The following is a 12754-nucleotide window of genomic DNA, read 5'->3' as shown; positions in this document are numbered from 1 at the left end:
GCTCACCGGACCGTGACGGTCGGAACGATCGACATGCCCGGGCCGATCGAGACGTCCGTCGGCCAGTCGCTGACGACGATCTTCACCGGGATGCGCTGCGTCACCTTCACGTAATTGCCGGTGGCGTTCTGCGCCGGCAACAGGCTGAAGGCGGTGCCGGAGCCCGGCTGCACCGAGGCCACCGTGCCGTGGATCTTGCGGCTCGGGTAGGCATCGATCGCAATGTCGACCGGCTGGCCCGGACGCATGTCGGTGATCTGCGTCTCCTTGTAGTTCGCCGTCACCCAGATGTCGTCCGGCACGAAGGTCGAGAGGGTCTGCCCGGCCTGGGCGAGCTGACCGATGCCGCCGGTCAACCGGACGACACGGCCGGACTGCACGGAGCGGATTGTGGTGTAGCCGAGGTTCAGTTCCGCCTGTTCCACCTGCGCCTTGTCGCGGGCGAGCTGCGCCTGGGTCGAGGCTTTCTGCGCCTGCAGCGAGCCGATCTGCTTCTGCGCGGCGACCACGCTGGCATTGGCGCTCTGCAGCGAGGCCTGCCGCTGCTGCAGCGTCGAGGTCGCCGATTGCGATTGCTGGATCGAGCCCGAGCCGCGCTCGGCGAGGTCCTTGTACCGGGCCGCATCCTCCTGGGCGAATTTCAGCGCCGCCTCGGCAGTGGCGACCTGCGCCTTCGACACGTCGATGTTGGCGTACTGCGCCTGGATCTGGGCATCGATGTTCTTGATCGCGGCCTCGTCGGCCTCGACCTGGGCTTTCGCCTGCTCCAGGGCGATCTGATAGTCGCGCTGGTAGATCTGGAAGAGGATCTGCCCGGCCTCGACGTGCTGGTTGTCGGTGACCGGCACATCGGCGAGGTAGCCGCCGACCTTGGGCTGGATCGAGATGCTGCGCGCGTCGACGAAGGCGTCGTCGGTGCTCTCGTACGGGTGCATGTACAGGAGCCAGTAGAAGAACACGCCGACGCACAGAGCGACGACCGCGAGGGCGCCGAGCAGGAACGCGAACGGGTGGCGGCGCAGGATGTTGGGGCGGCGCTCCTCGTCCTCCTGATCGTCCGCCCCGTCGTCGGTCTCCTCCTTCGGCGCGTCCTGATCCGCCTCCTGATCCTCGCCGTCCGCGCCGGGCTTGCGCGCGGTCTCGCGCTCCTGCGTGGGCCGGCCGAGATCCAGGACATCGCGGTCGACGACATCGCGGTCGACCGCCTCGGCCCGGCCATCGGCCGGCCGCGCGCGCGCCGCCGCCTCGGAGGCCTGCCGCTGATCGTCAAACATGGGAAATCGTCGCCCGGTGGGCCGGCCCCCGAGGGTGGCCGGACAGTGCATATCGCCCGCCTCGCACTGCAAAAGCCGAGCGCTGGCCCAAGGTTCCATGGCGCGGCAGTCGCCCCCAGGAACGCTTGCCGCACTGCGGCGTTCTGCGCCGGGAACCTCTGCCGCTCACGGCTGCCAGGTTCGGAGTTCCGCCATGACCAGCAGTCCGACACCGAATTCCGGCCCCACGGCCACGTCTCCGTCCGGCGTCCCGCTCGTCGGCGCCGCGCGCCTCGACGCCATGAGCGCGGCGCTCGCCCGCAACTGGTGGCTCATCGCCCTGCGCGGGGTCATCGCGATCCTGTTCGGCGCCGTGGCCTTCATCGCGCCCGGCGCCTTCGTGCTCTCGCTGGTGCTGTTCTTCGCCGCCTACATGGTCGCCGATGGCGTCTTCGCCATCATCGGCGCGGTCCGGGCGGCGCAGCGTCACGAGCGCTGGGGCTTCCTGCTGCTGGAAGGCCTCGCCGACATCATCGTGGGTGTCGCGGCGGTTCTGGTCCCGGCGGCGGCGGTCTGGGCCTTCGTGCTGCTGCTCGCCGTCTGGGCGCTGGTGACCGGCGGGCTGATGATCGCCGCGGCCTTCCGGCTTCATCTCCATTACGGCCGCTGGTGGCTCGTTCTCGGCGGCATCGTGTCGATCCTGTTCGGGATCGCGCTGATCCTCGAGCCCGGCATGTCGGCCCTGGTGCTGACGTGGTGGATCGGCTCCTACACCTTCGCATTCGGCGTGCTCCTGCTGATCCTGGCCTTCCAGCTTCGGAGCCGGCACGGGGCCGCCGGGTCGTCCATCACCCCGACCGGGCGCTGATCCGAACCGGATCCGTGGCCCGATCCACACGGCCGCGGTGCGATCGTCATCCGGGTTCGATCACGCCGCGGTGATTGCGGGACACGCGGCCTGAAGCAGCCTAGAACACCGCGTCGACCGGAGCGGCCGGTCCCGGACCCTGCAATGCGATGACGCCCGACGCGCCGGAGCGCGCCCCGACCGACGGGCCGACACCGTCAGATCCGAAGGCCGCGCGCCCAGCGAAGAGCGATGCGCCCGACCCGCGCCGGCCGCCCGCGAGGCGCGGCGCGCTGCTCTCGATCTCCTCCGGCACCTGTGGGTCCTGCTCGCCGCGGGCGGCCGCGGGGTCGCGCGCCTCGGGGGTGCCGCATCTGCCCGCTCCGGCGCACTCCTGGCGCGCAGACGCGATCGGGCTCGGACGGAGGCTCGGCCGAGGGTGCCCGCCGACCGGCCTGCCGCCGAAGCGGGGACGCGCTGGGGCGGACCGGTGCGGCGGCGGCCGGTCCTGCTCGCGGCTGGTGCCGCGATCCTGCTGCCGGCCCTGGCGCTGGCGCTCTACCTGCTCGCCGCGCTCCTGACCCTGCCGCCGCTCGGCGGGGCCGTCGCCGAGACCGGTCAGCGGGCGATCACCGTCGAGGCCGATGACGGGCGCGTCTTCGCCACGCGCGGAAGCTTCCGCGGCCAGAAGCTCACCGCCGCCGACCTGCCGCCGCATCTCGCGCAGGCGATCGTGGCGATCGAGGACCGGCGCTTCTACAGCCACTGGGGCCTCGACCTGCGCGGGCTCGCCCGGGCGGCGTGGCGCAACGTCACGGGCGGCGGCGTGCGCGAGGGCGGATCGACGATCACGCAGCAATATGCGCGCCTGACCTCGCTCAATCAGGAGAAGACGCTCTGGCGCAAGGTCCAGGAGGCGTTCCTGGCCCTGCGCGTCGAGGCGACGATGAGCAAGGACGAGATCCTGCTCGGCTACCTCGACACCGCCTATTTCGGCGCCGGCGCCTACGGGGCGGATGCGGCAGCACGGCGCTATTTTGGCAAGCCGGCCAAGGCCTTGAGTCTTCCAGAGGCGGCCATGCTGGCCGGTCTCGTGCGCGCACCCTCACAGCTCGCGCCGACCCGCAACCTCGGCGGCGCCAAGGAGCGGGCCGACGTGGTGCTCCAGGCCATGGTCGAGACCGGCGCAATCACGCAAGGAGAGGCCGACACGGCCCGCCGGCAGAGCGTGACCCTGAAGACGCCGCCAGAGGCGCCGCCCGGGACCAACTACTTCCTCGACATGATCGCCGGCGACGTGAAGCGCCTCGCCGGCAAGGACGGCGACGTCACCGTCCGCTCGACCTTGAACCTAGACCTGCAGAGCCTCGCCGAAGGCGTCGTGGCGCGCCGGCTCGACAAGGACGGGCGCCGCCGCAAGGTCGGTCAGGCGGCGATGGTGGTGCTGTCGAAGGAGGGCGCGATCCTCGCCATGGTGGGCGGCCGCGACTACGAGGACAGCCAGTTCAACCGCGCCGTCCAGGCCAAGCGCCAGCCGGGCTCGCTGTTCAAGATGCTGGTCTACCTGACCGCCTACGAGAACGGCTACAGCCCCGAATCCGTCCTGGTCGATCGTCCGGTCCAGATCGGCAATTGGGAGCCCGAGAACGACGACGGGCGCTATCGCGGCCCGGTGCCGCTGCGGACCGCCTTCGCGCTCTCGATCAACACGGTGGCGGCCCAGCTCGGCCAGGAGGTCGGCATTCCCGCGGTGATCGCCACCGCGCGCCGGCTCGGCATCCAGTCCGACCTGCCGAACGTGCCGAGCCTCGTCCTCGGCTCCGGCGGCGTGAGCCTCCTGGAGATCACCCGCGCCTACGGATCGGTCCTCTCCGGCCGCACCCCGCTCCAGGCCTACGGCATCCAGGCGATCCGCGGAGGGGCGCCGCAGCCGCTCTACGTCCAGACCGATCCGGCACCCGGGGCGACGCTCGCGCAGGAGCCGCGCACGATGATGCTCGACTCGCTTCAGGCGGTGGTCGAGTCCGGCACCGGCCGGGCGGCGCGGGTGCCCGGCCAGATCATCGGCGGCAAGACCGGTACGAGCCAGGATTTCCGCGACGCCTGGTTCGTCGGCATGACGCCGGACCTCGTGGTCGGGGTCTGGATCGGGAACGACGACGACAGCCCGATGAGCCGGATGTTCGGCGGCGAGATGCCGGCCGGGATCTTCCACGATTTCGTCCAGCGGGCGGCGGAGAAGCTTGCCAAGGGCAAGCCGCGCCCCTCGGCGGAGCGGGCCGAGCCGGCCCGGGCGGTCGCGACCGCGGCCGATCCGTCCCCGGCCGGCGAGGTCCGGGGCGTACCGGAGGTGATCGATACCGGGACCCTGAACCTGCGCGGCCGCGTCGTGCGCCTTCTCGGGGTGGAGGGCGAGCGCGGACATCTCGCCCGTCAGCTCGCGAGTTACCTGCGGCGGCGCGAGGTGGTCTGCACGGCCGTCTCCGACGGGGCCAAGGCCCGCTGCCGCATCGAGGGCGACGACCTCGCCGGGCTGATCCTGGCGGCGGGCGGCGCACGCGCCGCGGAGGATGCGCCGCCGGACCTGCTCGGGGCCGAGGAGCAGGCACGGGCCGAGCGGGTCGGCCTGTGGGGCCGGTAGGGCGTCAGGCCCGGCCGAGCTTGACGAGCGTCAGCGGGTCGGGCGAGCCGTCGAAATAGCGCGTCAGCGCCTCGGCGAAGAGCGGCTCGTCCGGCGCGGCGGCGGCGAACAGCGTCATGCTGGAGCGGAACTTGACGTCATCGGGCGCGCCGAAGATCGCGTGCGCCGAGCGCCCGGCCACGGCGTTGACGGCCTCCGTGCAGCTGCGCAGCCGCGCGCCGAGAACCGGATGCGCGCAATAGGCGCGCGCCTCGCCCAGGGATTCGATCGCGTAGCGCTGCGCCATCGGGCTGGAGCCGAGGCCGGCGATCTGCGGGAAGATGAACCACATCCAATGGCTGCGCTTCGCCCCGGCCTGCAGCTCCGCGAGGGCGCGGGCGTACACACCCTCCTGCGCGGCGACGAAACGGTCGAGATCGTAGGGCTCGGCCATGCGGTGCTCCTCAACATCGGTCCCTGACGCACCGGCCGCCCTGGTGTAAGCGGCCGCCATGCTCGGAATCCTCATCAGCTTCATGATCGCGAACCCGGCGGCGAGCCACGCGATGACGGCGGTTCTGGAGACCGCCGGGATGGCCGCGGCCCTGATCCTCCTGCGCACGCCCCGTCCCGAGGGCACCGCGGCGCTCCTGGTCTCGACCTACTATTACGGCCGCGAGGCCGGACAGCGCGAGCACGACATCAAGCATGCCGGCTGGGACGCGGTTCAGGCGCATCTCGGCGCCGAGTTCCTGTACGGCTGGTCCCTGCCGAACCTGCAGCAATGGCTCGCGCCGACCTGCGCGGCCTGGGCAGTGGCGGCCGCGCTCTACGTGATTCGATCGCGGTCAGCACGGCTCCCGGCCGCCGCGCTGGGACGCCGCCCCTAGTCTCCCGTCGGCGCCGCAGTGCTCAGCCCCGCGTGAACGACCCGTCCGGCGGCCCGATCTCGCTGCGATCGCCGAGAAGCCGCCGGCCCGAGGCGATGATCTGTACCGTCTCCCGACTGCCGCACTGACGCCGGGCCAGCACCTCGAGGTCACGCAGGTAGTCGATCACCGGGCCGCGCTGCTTCTCGCCCCGGCCGATCACCGGTTCGACCTTGGCGGTCACCGTTCCGGCAACCGAGTCCCAGAAATCGGCAGCGTTTCCCATGGACTCCCCGATCGAAGGCTCGTGCATCGCTCGTCCCTTCCGGCTCACGGGCGGCTTGTCGGGCCATTCGGGAGGGGCCGCATTGACCCATGTTGAAGGCCGGGCCGGGATCGCCCCTCCGCAGCGCGCGGCTCACTGCATCGTCATCGCGGGGCGGCGCGGCACGGGGTCGAGGTCGGTCCCGACACACGGCAGGGGACCGACATCCCGTCCGATGGTTTGCCAGCTTACGGCGACCTCGCACCTGGGGGACGTACAGCGGCGAAATCCGCGGAGAGCGCCCCGGCTCGATCGCCAAGGCCGTGAACGGGCGCATCGTCGGAAGCCTCGACACGCCGGCGCGGGGCCTATCTTGACGGAACCTGCCTCCTGACGGCGTGACGCGCCGTGGTCCGGACCTGCACTCGGAGATCATCGCATGCCGCAGATCACCATCGGCGGACTCTCGTTCCGGTACCTCCTCGAGGGGCCCGAGGGAGCCCCGGTCGTCGCCTTCTCGAACTCGCTGGGTGCGACGCTGGAGATGTGGGACGCGCTGCTGCCGGCACTTGGCGGACGGTACCGGACCCTCCGGTACGACACGCGCGGCCACGGCGGCTCGGAGACCCGCGACGCGCCCACGGAGATCGCCACCCTGGCCCAGGATCTGGCGGGGCTGCTCAATGCCCTCGGCCTCGGCCGGGCCCATCTGGTGGGCCTGTCGCTCGGCGGCATGACCGTGCAGGCGCTCGCGAGCGCCGATCCCGCGCGGCCGCTCAGCGCGACCCTCATGGCGACCGCCGCCTCCATGCCGAGCGCGCAGACTTGGAACGAGCGCGCCGAGACCGTGCGAACCCAGGGAACCGCGGCGGTCGCCGAGGCGACGCTGGGGCGCTGGTTCACCGCGGAATTCTCGCAGCGCGCGCCGGAGACGGTGCAGGCGATCCGCGATCATTTCCTCGCCTGCGACCCGGCGGGTTACGCGGTCTGCTGCGGCGCGATCGGGCGCATGGATCTGCGGCCGGCCCTCTCGGCCATCACGGCGCCGACCCTGGTGATCGCCGGGCGTGACGATCCGTCGACGCCTCCCGCGATGGCTCAGGAGATCTGCGACGGAATTCCCCAGGCCGAGCTCGTGGTCCTGCCCCGGGCCGCCCATCTGCTGGCCGTCGAGCGCGCCGAAGCCGCCGGCGGCTATCTCCGCGCCTTCCTCGACCGCAACACGTCAGGAGGTTGAACGGCTCGGCGCGATCCGGACTCTCGCGCCTCGACCCAGAAGCCGATTCTCAACCATTGACTGCCAGTCTGACGGCTGCGGGCCTGCGTGACCGGCCCGCGGAGCCCGCGTATCATGGCCCATACCGCAGCGCCCGGCGCCCCGGTTCCGTCCGGGGTGACGGCCGGCATCCCGCTCCTGGCGGCCATCGAGGGCTTGGCCAAGGCGCTGTTCGCGGCCTTCATCTTCTTCGCCTGCTTCGCCTTCTCCGAGACGTCGCCCTACGACGCCGTGGCGATCCCCACGATCGTGCTGTGGCTCTGCCTCGGCGTGCGCCTCCACCGCGGGACCGTGCCGCTGCTCGCGCTCCTGCTGCTCTACCTCGCGGCGATCGTCACGGCGCTGCTGCCGTATCTCAACGAGGATTTCCCGGTCACCTGGACGATCCAGCTGATCTACCTCACGGTCACCTGCATCTTCTTCGCGATGTTCTTCGCGGACGACACCCACGCCCGGATGGAGCTGGCGCTCAAGGCCTACACGGCGAGCTGCGTGTTCTCGGCGGCGCTCGGCATCGTCGGCTACCTGCAATGGCTCGGGATCGAGGACCTGTTCTACAAGTACGACCGCGCCTCGGGGACATTCCAGGACCCGAACGTGTTCGGCTCCTTCCTGACGCTGGGTGCCCTCTACCTGATGCACGGCCTGCTCACCGGCTCCACGCGGCGGCCGCTGGTATCGCTCGCCGGGCTCCTGATCATCGTCGCCGGCATCTTCCTGTCGTTCTCGCGCGGCTCCTGGGGCGGCAGCGTCGTGGCGGTGCTGCTGATGGTGGGATCGGTCTACGCGGGCAGCACCTCGCCCCGCCTGCGCCGCCGCATCACGTTCCTGACGCTCGCGACGATCGTGCTCGGCACCGTGGCGGTGATCGCCCTGCTCTCGGTCGACCACGTCCACAAGATGTTCGAGACCCGCGCCGCCCTGACCCAGGATTACGATCAGGGCGAGACCGGCCGCTTCGGCAACCAGATCCGGGGCTTCGCCATGCTGCTGGAGCGCCCGTTCGGGATGGGGCCGATGCATTGGCGGCTGATCTTCGGGCTGGAGCCGCACAATTCCTACATCGGATCCTTTGCCAATGGCGGCTGGCTCGGGGGCGCGGTCTTCATCGGGCTGGTGCTGACCACGAGCGTGGTCGGCTTCCGGCTCCTGATGCGGCCGTCGCCCGTCCGGGCGCACGCGCAGATCGTCTGGCCGGCGTTGCTGATGTTCTTCCTGCAGGCCTTCCAGATCGACATCGAGAAGTGGCGTCACGTCTACATGATGCTGGGCATGGTCTGGGCGCTGGAGGCCGCGCGGGTGCGCGCTGGCACGCCGCAGGCCGGGCGCGCTTGTAACGCGGCCGCGGCCGGGTCATCGCTGGCCCGCGGCCGAGCTGATCGCCGAGCGGCGCAGCCGCACCGGGAGGCGGTACGTGACGACACAGCCGGACATTGAGGAGGATCGGCTCGCGGCCCTGCACGCCCTGGGGATCCTGAACACCCCGCCCGAGCCGCATTTCGACGCCGTCTGCCGCACCGCCCGCCGCCTGTTCGGCGTGCGCAGCGCCTTCGTGGCGCTGATCGACGACACGCATCAATGGCTGAAGACGCCCTGCGCCGACGTTCCGGCCCGGATGCCGCGCGCGGAGAGCTTCTGTCAACATACGATCCGCGGCGATGCCCTGCTCGTCGTTCCCGATGCCCGGCTCGATCCACGATTTCGCGACTTGGCCCTGGTGACCCGCGCGGACGGGATCCGTTTCTACGCGGGCGTCCCGCTGAGCCTTGAGAAGGGGCTGCGGGTCGGCACGTTCTGCCTCTCCGATCCCGAGCCCCGCGCCACCTTCTCGGAGGCCGACAGGGCGGCTCTGCGCGACCTCGCCGAGATCGTCGTCGCCCATCTGCGCCTGACCGAGGCCAATGCGCGCCGGGGCCGCGAGATCGAGCAGGGCGCGATCCGCGAGGCCCTGATCCGTGAGCAGCACCGCGAGATCAACGCCCGCGCCCGCGCCCAGGAGGCCGTGAACCACCAGCTCACCATGGCCGAGCAGCTCGCCAGCATCGGCAACTGGCGCGTCGAATTCGCCGACGGCCATCAGGTCTGGTCGGCCAGCCTCCACGCGATCGCCGGTCGCGACCTCGAGACGCCGCCACCGCGCCTCTCAGACTTCGCGCAGATCTACCATGCCGACGACCGGCCCGGCATCGAGGCGATCGTCGCGGACGCCATCGCCCACCGCAGGAGCTTCGACTTCGAGGCGCGGCTGTTGCGGCCCGACGGTCAGACCCGCCACGTAGTCGTCCGCGGGATGGTCCGCGGGGATGGCGCGGTCGGCGGCCTCGTCGGCGTGCTGATCGACGTCACCGAACGTCGGCGCGCCGAGGACGAGGTCCGCCGCAGCGCGCTGCGCTACCGCGGCCTCGCGGAGACGCTGCCGCTCTTGGTTTGGACCATGCGGGTCGGCGACGGGCAGGCGACCTACGCCAACGCGCAGTTCCACAGCTACTACGGACCGATCGGGCCGGAGCGGGCCGAGCGCCTCGTCCGCAACCATCCGGAGGATGCCGCCGCCATGGAGGCGGCCTGGAACCGGGCCGTCGAGACCGGCACGGGCTACAGCGGCCAGTGGCGGATCCGGCGCCACGACGGCGTCTATCGCTGGCACAAGATCGCGCTGATTCCGATCCGGCTCGATCCCGCCAACGGGGCGGTGGCGGAGTGGCTCGGGACCGCCCTCGACGTCGATGACATCGTCACGGCGCGGCTGGCGGTTGAGGAGGCCCGCGGCCTGCTGGGGATCGCCCTGGATGCCGCGGGCGCCGGCACCTGGGACTGGGACATGCGCACGGGGCTCGCGACCCTGAGCCCGGAAAGCGCGCGCATGCACGGCCTCCCCGATTCCGGTGAACCCCACACGCTCGCCGCGGCGGACTGGACGGCGCTCCTCCATCCCGACGATGTCGGCGATGTCTGGAACGAGATCCGGCGGGCGGTGGAGACCTCCACCGCCTACACGGCCGAGTTTCGGGTGGGCGAGCGTTGGCTCTACGCCCGCGGGCGCACCGTGTTCGGGCCCGAGGACCAGCCGCAGCGCATGGTCGGCCTGCATCTCGACATCACCGAACGCAAGGCCGCCGAGGCGGCTTTGCGCGCGGCCACCTGGGACGCGGAGGCAGCACGCGCCGAGGCCGAGCGGGCGAGCGTAGCCAAGAGCGAGTTCCTGGCCGCCATGAGCCACGAGATCCGCACGCCGCTGAACGGCATCCTCGGCTACGCCGATCTTCTCCTCGACGAGAGCAGCATCCAGAACGAGGACCGGCGCCGCCTGGAGCTGATCCAGAGCTCGGGCGCGGCGCTGCTCACCGTCGTCAACGACATCCTCGACTTCTCGAAGATCGAGGCCGGCGAACTCGCCCTCGATCCGGTCCCTTTCCCGCTGATCTCGATCGTAGACAGCACGGTCTCGATCGTGCGCGGCAGCGCGATCCGGAGCGGCCTCGCCATCGAGGCCCGGATCGATCAGGCGCTCCCGAACTTCGTGGTCGGCGACCCGGGCCGCCTGCGGCAGGTCTTGCTGAACCTCCTCAACAACGCCGTGAAGTTCACCCCCGCCGGCTCCGTCACCGTGACCGTGCAGCGGGAGGGTGAGAGCCTCGCGCCCGACGGCAGTCCCGGCGACGTCGTCCGGTTCGCCGTGACCGATACCGGAATCGGCATCGCGCCGGCGCAGCAGGACCGGCTGTTCAAGCGCTTCAGCCAGGTCGACGGCTCGATCAGCCGCCGCTTCGGCGGCACCGGCCTCGGCCTCGCGATCTCCCGCCACCTCGTCACGCTCATGGGCGGCGAGATCGGGGTCGAGAGCCGCGAGGGTGAGGGATCGACCTTCTGGTTCCGGCTCATCCTGCCGCGAAGCGCCGAGGTCGCCGACGCGAACGGCGCGCCCGCCGGCGACGACACGGCCGCGGCGCGGCGATCGCCGCCGGTCGTGGAAGCCGCGGCCCCAGCGGCTGCGAAAGCGGCGCCGCTCCGGTTGCTCCTCGTGGAAGACGTGCCGCTCAACCAGGAACTCGCCTGCGCGGTCCTCGAATCGCAGGGCTACGCGGTGGACGTCGCCGGGGACGGGGCCGAAGCGATCACGGCAGTCGGGACATCGGTCGCCGCAGGCCGCGCCTACGACCTCGTCCTGATGGACGTCCAGATGCCCCTCGTAGACGGGCTGACCGCCACCCGCCGGATCCGCGCGCTCGCGCCGCCGGCCTGTGACATCCCGATCGTGGCGATGACCGCCAACGTCCTGCCGGCGCAGCTCGAGGAGCTGCGCGAGGCCGGGATGGACGATCATGTCGGCAAGCCCTTCCGCCGGGCCGACCTCTTCGCCACGATCAGCCGCTGGACGGCACCGGGGGCGCGCCGCCCGGCACGCTCGGAGGAGCCACGCCGCAGGGCACAGATCGATTCCGCCATCCTCGACGCCGCGGTGCTCGGCGAGATGGAGGTGAGTTTCGGATCCGACCGCGTGTCCGCCCTTCTATCTCCTGGCGAATGAATTGTCGGAGCGGTTCCGGCCGAGCGAGACCGACCGGCTGCAAATCGCCCACGACGCGCACGCGCTCGTGGCGGCGGCGGGGCTCCTGGGCTTCGTCGGCCTGTCCAGCCTGTGCCGCGAGGTCGAGGCCGCCGCCCATGCGGGCGCCGACCTGATGCCGCTGATCCGGCGTCTGGAGGTCCAGCGCGCAACCGCCCTGCGCGCCATTCGCCAGCTGCGCGCGGCGTAAGCCCGGATACGGGTTGTGGGCCGGAGCCCCTCCCCGGCCGATGGCTTCGCCGACAGCGGCGGAGCGACGCTATCCGGCCTGCACCACGCCGACGGGCCGCCCGAGGTCGCTCCCGACACGCGCGATGGTAACGCGCGCTTCAGGGACCGAGGGCTTCGACCGGCAGCCTCAGCCTGGATCGTCGGCGGGCTTCTCGCCGGGCGGGGCGAACAGGTCCTCCGGCGCGACCACGGTGACGCGGCGTTGCGCCAGGTCGAGAACCGGCACGAAGGCCTTCGTGAAGGGAAGGAGTGCGGTGGCGCCGCCGCCCGGAGGGCGCAGTTCCAGCAGGTCGCCGCCGCCGTAATTCGGCACCGCGACGATCACCCCGATGGTCGCCCCGGCCTCATCCACCGCCGTGGCGCCGATCAGGTCGGCGGCATAGACCTCCTCGTCATCCTCGGGCGCGGCCAGGCGGTCGCGGGGAACGAACAGGGCGACGCGGTTGAGCGTCTCCGCGGCGTTACGGCCGGAGATGCCGGTGACCCGGGCGATCAGCATGTCGGGCGATGAGCCCGGAGCAGGGCGCACCTCGGCGAGCGTCAGCGTCCGCCCGTCCGCCGTCTGCAGGGGGCCGTAGCCCGCGATCGCCCGCGGATCGCCGGTGTAGGATTTGAGCCGGACCTCGCCGGTGAGACCGTGCGCCCGCCCGAACTCGCCCAGAAGGACGAGGTTCGGATCGGGCGGCACGGGCGGCGGCGCCGGCTTGGGCGCCGGTGCCTTGGGCGAGGTTGCGGCGCCCGGCGCAATCGCGCCGATCGCCGTGCTCGTGCGGCCACGGCGGCCGCCGTCGCGGGGCGTGGGACCTGCGGGGCGGCGCGCCATGAC

Annotated in this window: 12 protein-coding genes; 7 read left to right on the top strand and 5 right to left on the bottom strand. The window is 71.5% G+C overall.

The genetic code is table 11. The features are described from left to right. Positions 1 to 2 precede the first annotated feature (2 nt). Positions 3 to 1274 (bottom strand): HlyD family secretion protein, encoded by a 1272-nt coding sequence (locus M6G65_RS29295; RefSeq protein ID WP_250103203.1) that lies wholly within the window; start codon positions 1272 to 1274, stop codon positions 3 to 5. A 193-nt stretch (positions 1275 to 1467) separates the two neighbouring features. Here M6G65_RS29295 and M6G65_RS29290 point away from each other — a divergent pair, with 193 nt between their 5' ends. Next, the gene (locus M6G65_RS29290) at positions 1468 to 2121 is read left to right on the top strand and encodes an HdeD family acid-resistance protein (protein ID WP_250103202.1); all 654 of its coding nucleotides are present in this window, start codon (positions 1468 to 1470) and stop codon (positions 2119 to 2121) included. A gap of 100 nt (positions 2122 to 2221) precedes the next feature. Here the strand turns inward: M6G65_RS29290 and M6G65_RS34145 are convergent, their stop codons facing one another. After that, positions 2222 to 2416, bottom strand: coding sequence for a hypothetical protein (locus M6G65_RS34145; protein ID WP_430929525.1), 195 nt, complete (start codon positions 2414 to 2416; stop codon positions 2222 to 2224). A gap of 123 nt (positions 2417 to 2539) precedes the next feature. On the opposite strand from M6G65_RS34145, the gene M6G65_RS29285 reads away from it, so the two are divergent. Next, a complete protein-coding gene (locus tag M6G65_RS29285; protein ID WP_430929524.1) occupies positions 2540 to 4741 on the top strand; it encodes a PBP1A family penicillin-binding protein in 2202 nt (733 codons plus the stop codon). 4 nt (positions 4742 to 4745) lie between these two features. Here M6G65_RS29285 and M6G65_RS29280 read toward each other — a convergent pair whose 3' ends face one another. Continuing rightward, positions 4746 to 5174 (bottom strand): DUF1810 domain-containing protein, encoded by a 429-nt coding sequence (locus tag M6G65_RS29280; protein ID WP_238194754.1) that lies wholly within the window; start codon positions 5172 to 5174, stop codon positions 4746 to 4748. A 58-nt stretch (positions 5175 to 5232) separates the two neighbouring features. Here M6G65_RS29280 and M6G65_RS29275 point away from each other — a divergent pair, with 58 nt between their 5' ends. Then, positions 5233 to 5610, top strand: a complete 378-nt coding sequence (locus tag M6G65_RS29275) for a hypothetical protein (RefSeq protein ID WP_238194753.1) — start codon at positions 5233 to 5235, stop codon at positions 5608 to 5610. A 22-nt stretch (positions 5611 to 5632) separates the two neighbouring features. Here the strand turns inward: M6G65_RS29275 and M6G65_RS29270 are convergent, their stop codons facing one another. Beyond that, positions 5633 to 5875: a hypothetical protein gene (locus tag M6G65_RS29270; protein ID WP_238194752.1), complete on the bottom strand. Its 243-nt coding sequence runs from the start codon at positions 5873 to 5875 to the stop codon at positions 5633 to 5635. Between the two features lie 418 nt (positions 5876 to 6293). On the opposite strand from M6G65_RS29270, the gene pcaD reads away from it, so the two are divergent. From pcaD to M6G65_RS34140, 4 genes are all read left to right on the top strand, one after another. Then, on the top strand, positions 6294 to 7091 hold the full coding sequence (pcaD, locus tag M6G65_RS29265) for a 3-oxoadipate enol-lactonase (protein ID WP_250103201.1): 798 nt from the start codon (positions 6294 to 6296) through the stop codon (positions 7089 to 7091). A gap of 114 nt (positions 7092 to 7205) precedes the next feature. Further along, positions 7206 to 8567, top strand: coding sequence for an O-antigen ligase family protein (locus M6G65_RS29260; protein WP_238194750.1), 1362 nt, complete (start codon positions 7206 to 7208; stop codon positions 8565 to 8567). After that, positions 8545 to 11658, top strand: a complete 3114-nt coding sequence (locus M6G65_RS29255) for an ATP-binding protein (protein WP_430929523.1) — start codon at positions 8545 to 8547, stop codon at positions 11656 to 11658. Before M6G65_RS29260 ends, M6G65_RS29255 begins: the two co-directional genes overlap by 23 nt. 1 nt (position 11659) lies before the next feature. Next, positions 11660 to 11887: an Hpt domain-containing protein gene (locus M6G65_RS34140; protein ID WP_430929522.1), complete on the top strand. Its 228-nt coding sequence runs from the start codon at positions 11660 to 11662 to the stop codon at positions 11885 to 11887. Positions 11888 to 12055: 168 nt separating this feature from the next. Here the strand turns inward: M6G65_RS34140 and rimM are convergent, their stop codons facing one another. Next, positions 12056 to 12751 (bottom strand): ribosome maturation factor RimM, encoded by a 696-nt coding sequence (gene rimM, locus M6G65_RS29250; protein WP_238194748.1) that lies wholly within the window; start codon positions 12749 to 12751, stop codon positions 12056 to 12058. Positions 12752 to 12754: the final 3 nt, after the last annotated feature.

It is taken from the genome of Methylobacterium tardum (assembly GCF_023546765.1).
GTDB lineage: Bacteria > Pseudomonadota > Alphaproteobacteria > Rhizobiales > Beijerinckiaceae > Methylobacterium > Methylobacterium tardum.
The sequence above is the reverse complement of the archived record's forward strand: the minus strand, read 5'-3'. Positions and strand labels throughout refer to the sequence as shown.

Excerpts from the sequence above, each read along its gene's own strand:
- M6G65_RS29295 (WP_250103203.1), bottom strand. The coding sequence starts at position 1,274 with ATGTTTGACGATCAGCGGCAGGCCTCCGAGGCGGCGGCGCGCGCGCGG.
- M6G65_RS29290 (WP_250103202.1), top strand. The coding sequence starts at position 1,468 with ATGACCAGCAGTCCGACACCGAATTCCGGCCCCACGGCCACGTCTCCG.
- M6G65_RS29280 (WP_238194754.1), bottom strand. The coding sequence starts at position 5,174 with ATGGCCGAGCCCTACGATCTCGACCGTTTCGTCGCCGCGCAGGAGGGT.
- M6G65_RS29275 (WP_238194753.1), top strand. The coding sequence starts at position 5,233 with ATGCTCGGAATCCTCATCAGCTTCATGATCGCGAACCCGGCGGCGAGC.
- M6G65_RS29270 (WP_238194752.1), bottom strand. The coding sequence starts at position 5,875 with ATGGGAAACGCTGCCGATTTCTGGGACTCGGTTGCCGGAACGGTGACC.
- pcaD (WP_250103201.1), top strand. The coding sequence starts at position 6,294 with ATGCCGCAGATCACCATCGGCGGACTCTCGTTCCGGTACCTCCTCGAG.
- M6G65_RS29260 (WP_238194750.1), top strand. The coding sequence starts at position 7,206 with ATGGCCCATACCGCAGCGCCCGGCGCCCCGGTTCCGTCCGGGGTGACG.
- rimM (WP_238194748.1), bottom strand. The coding sequence starts at position 12,751 with ATGGCGCGCCGCCCCGCAGGTCCCACGCCCCGCGACGGCGGCCGCCGT.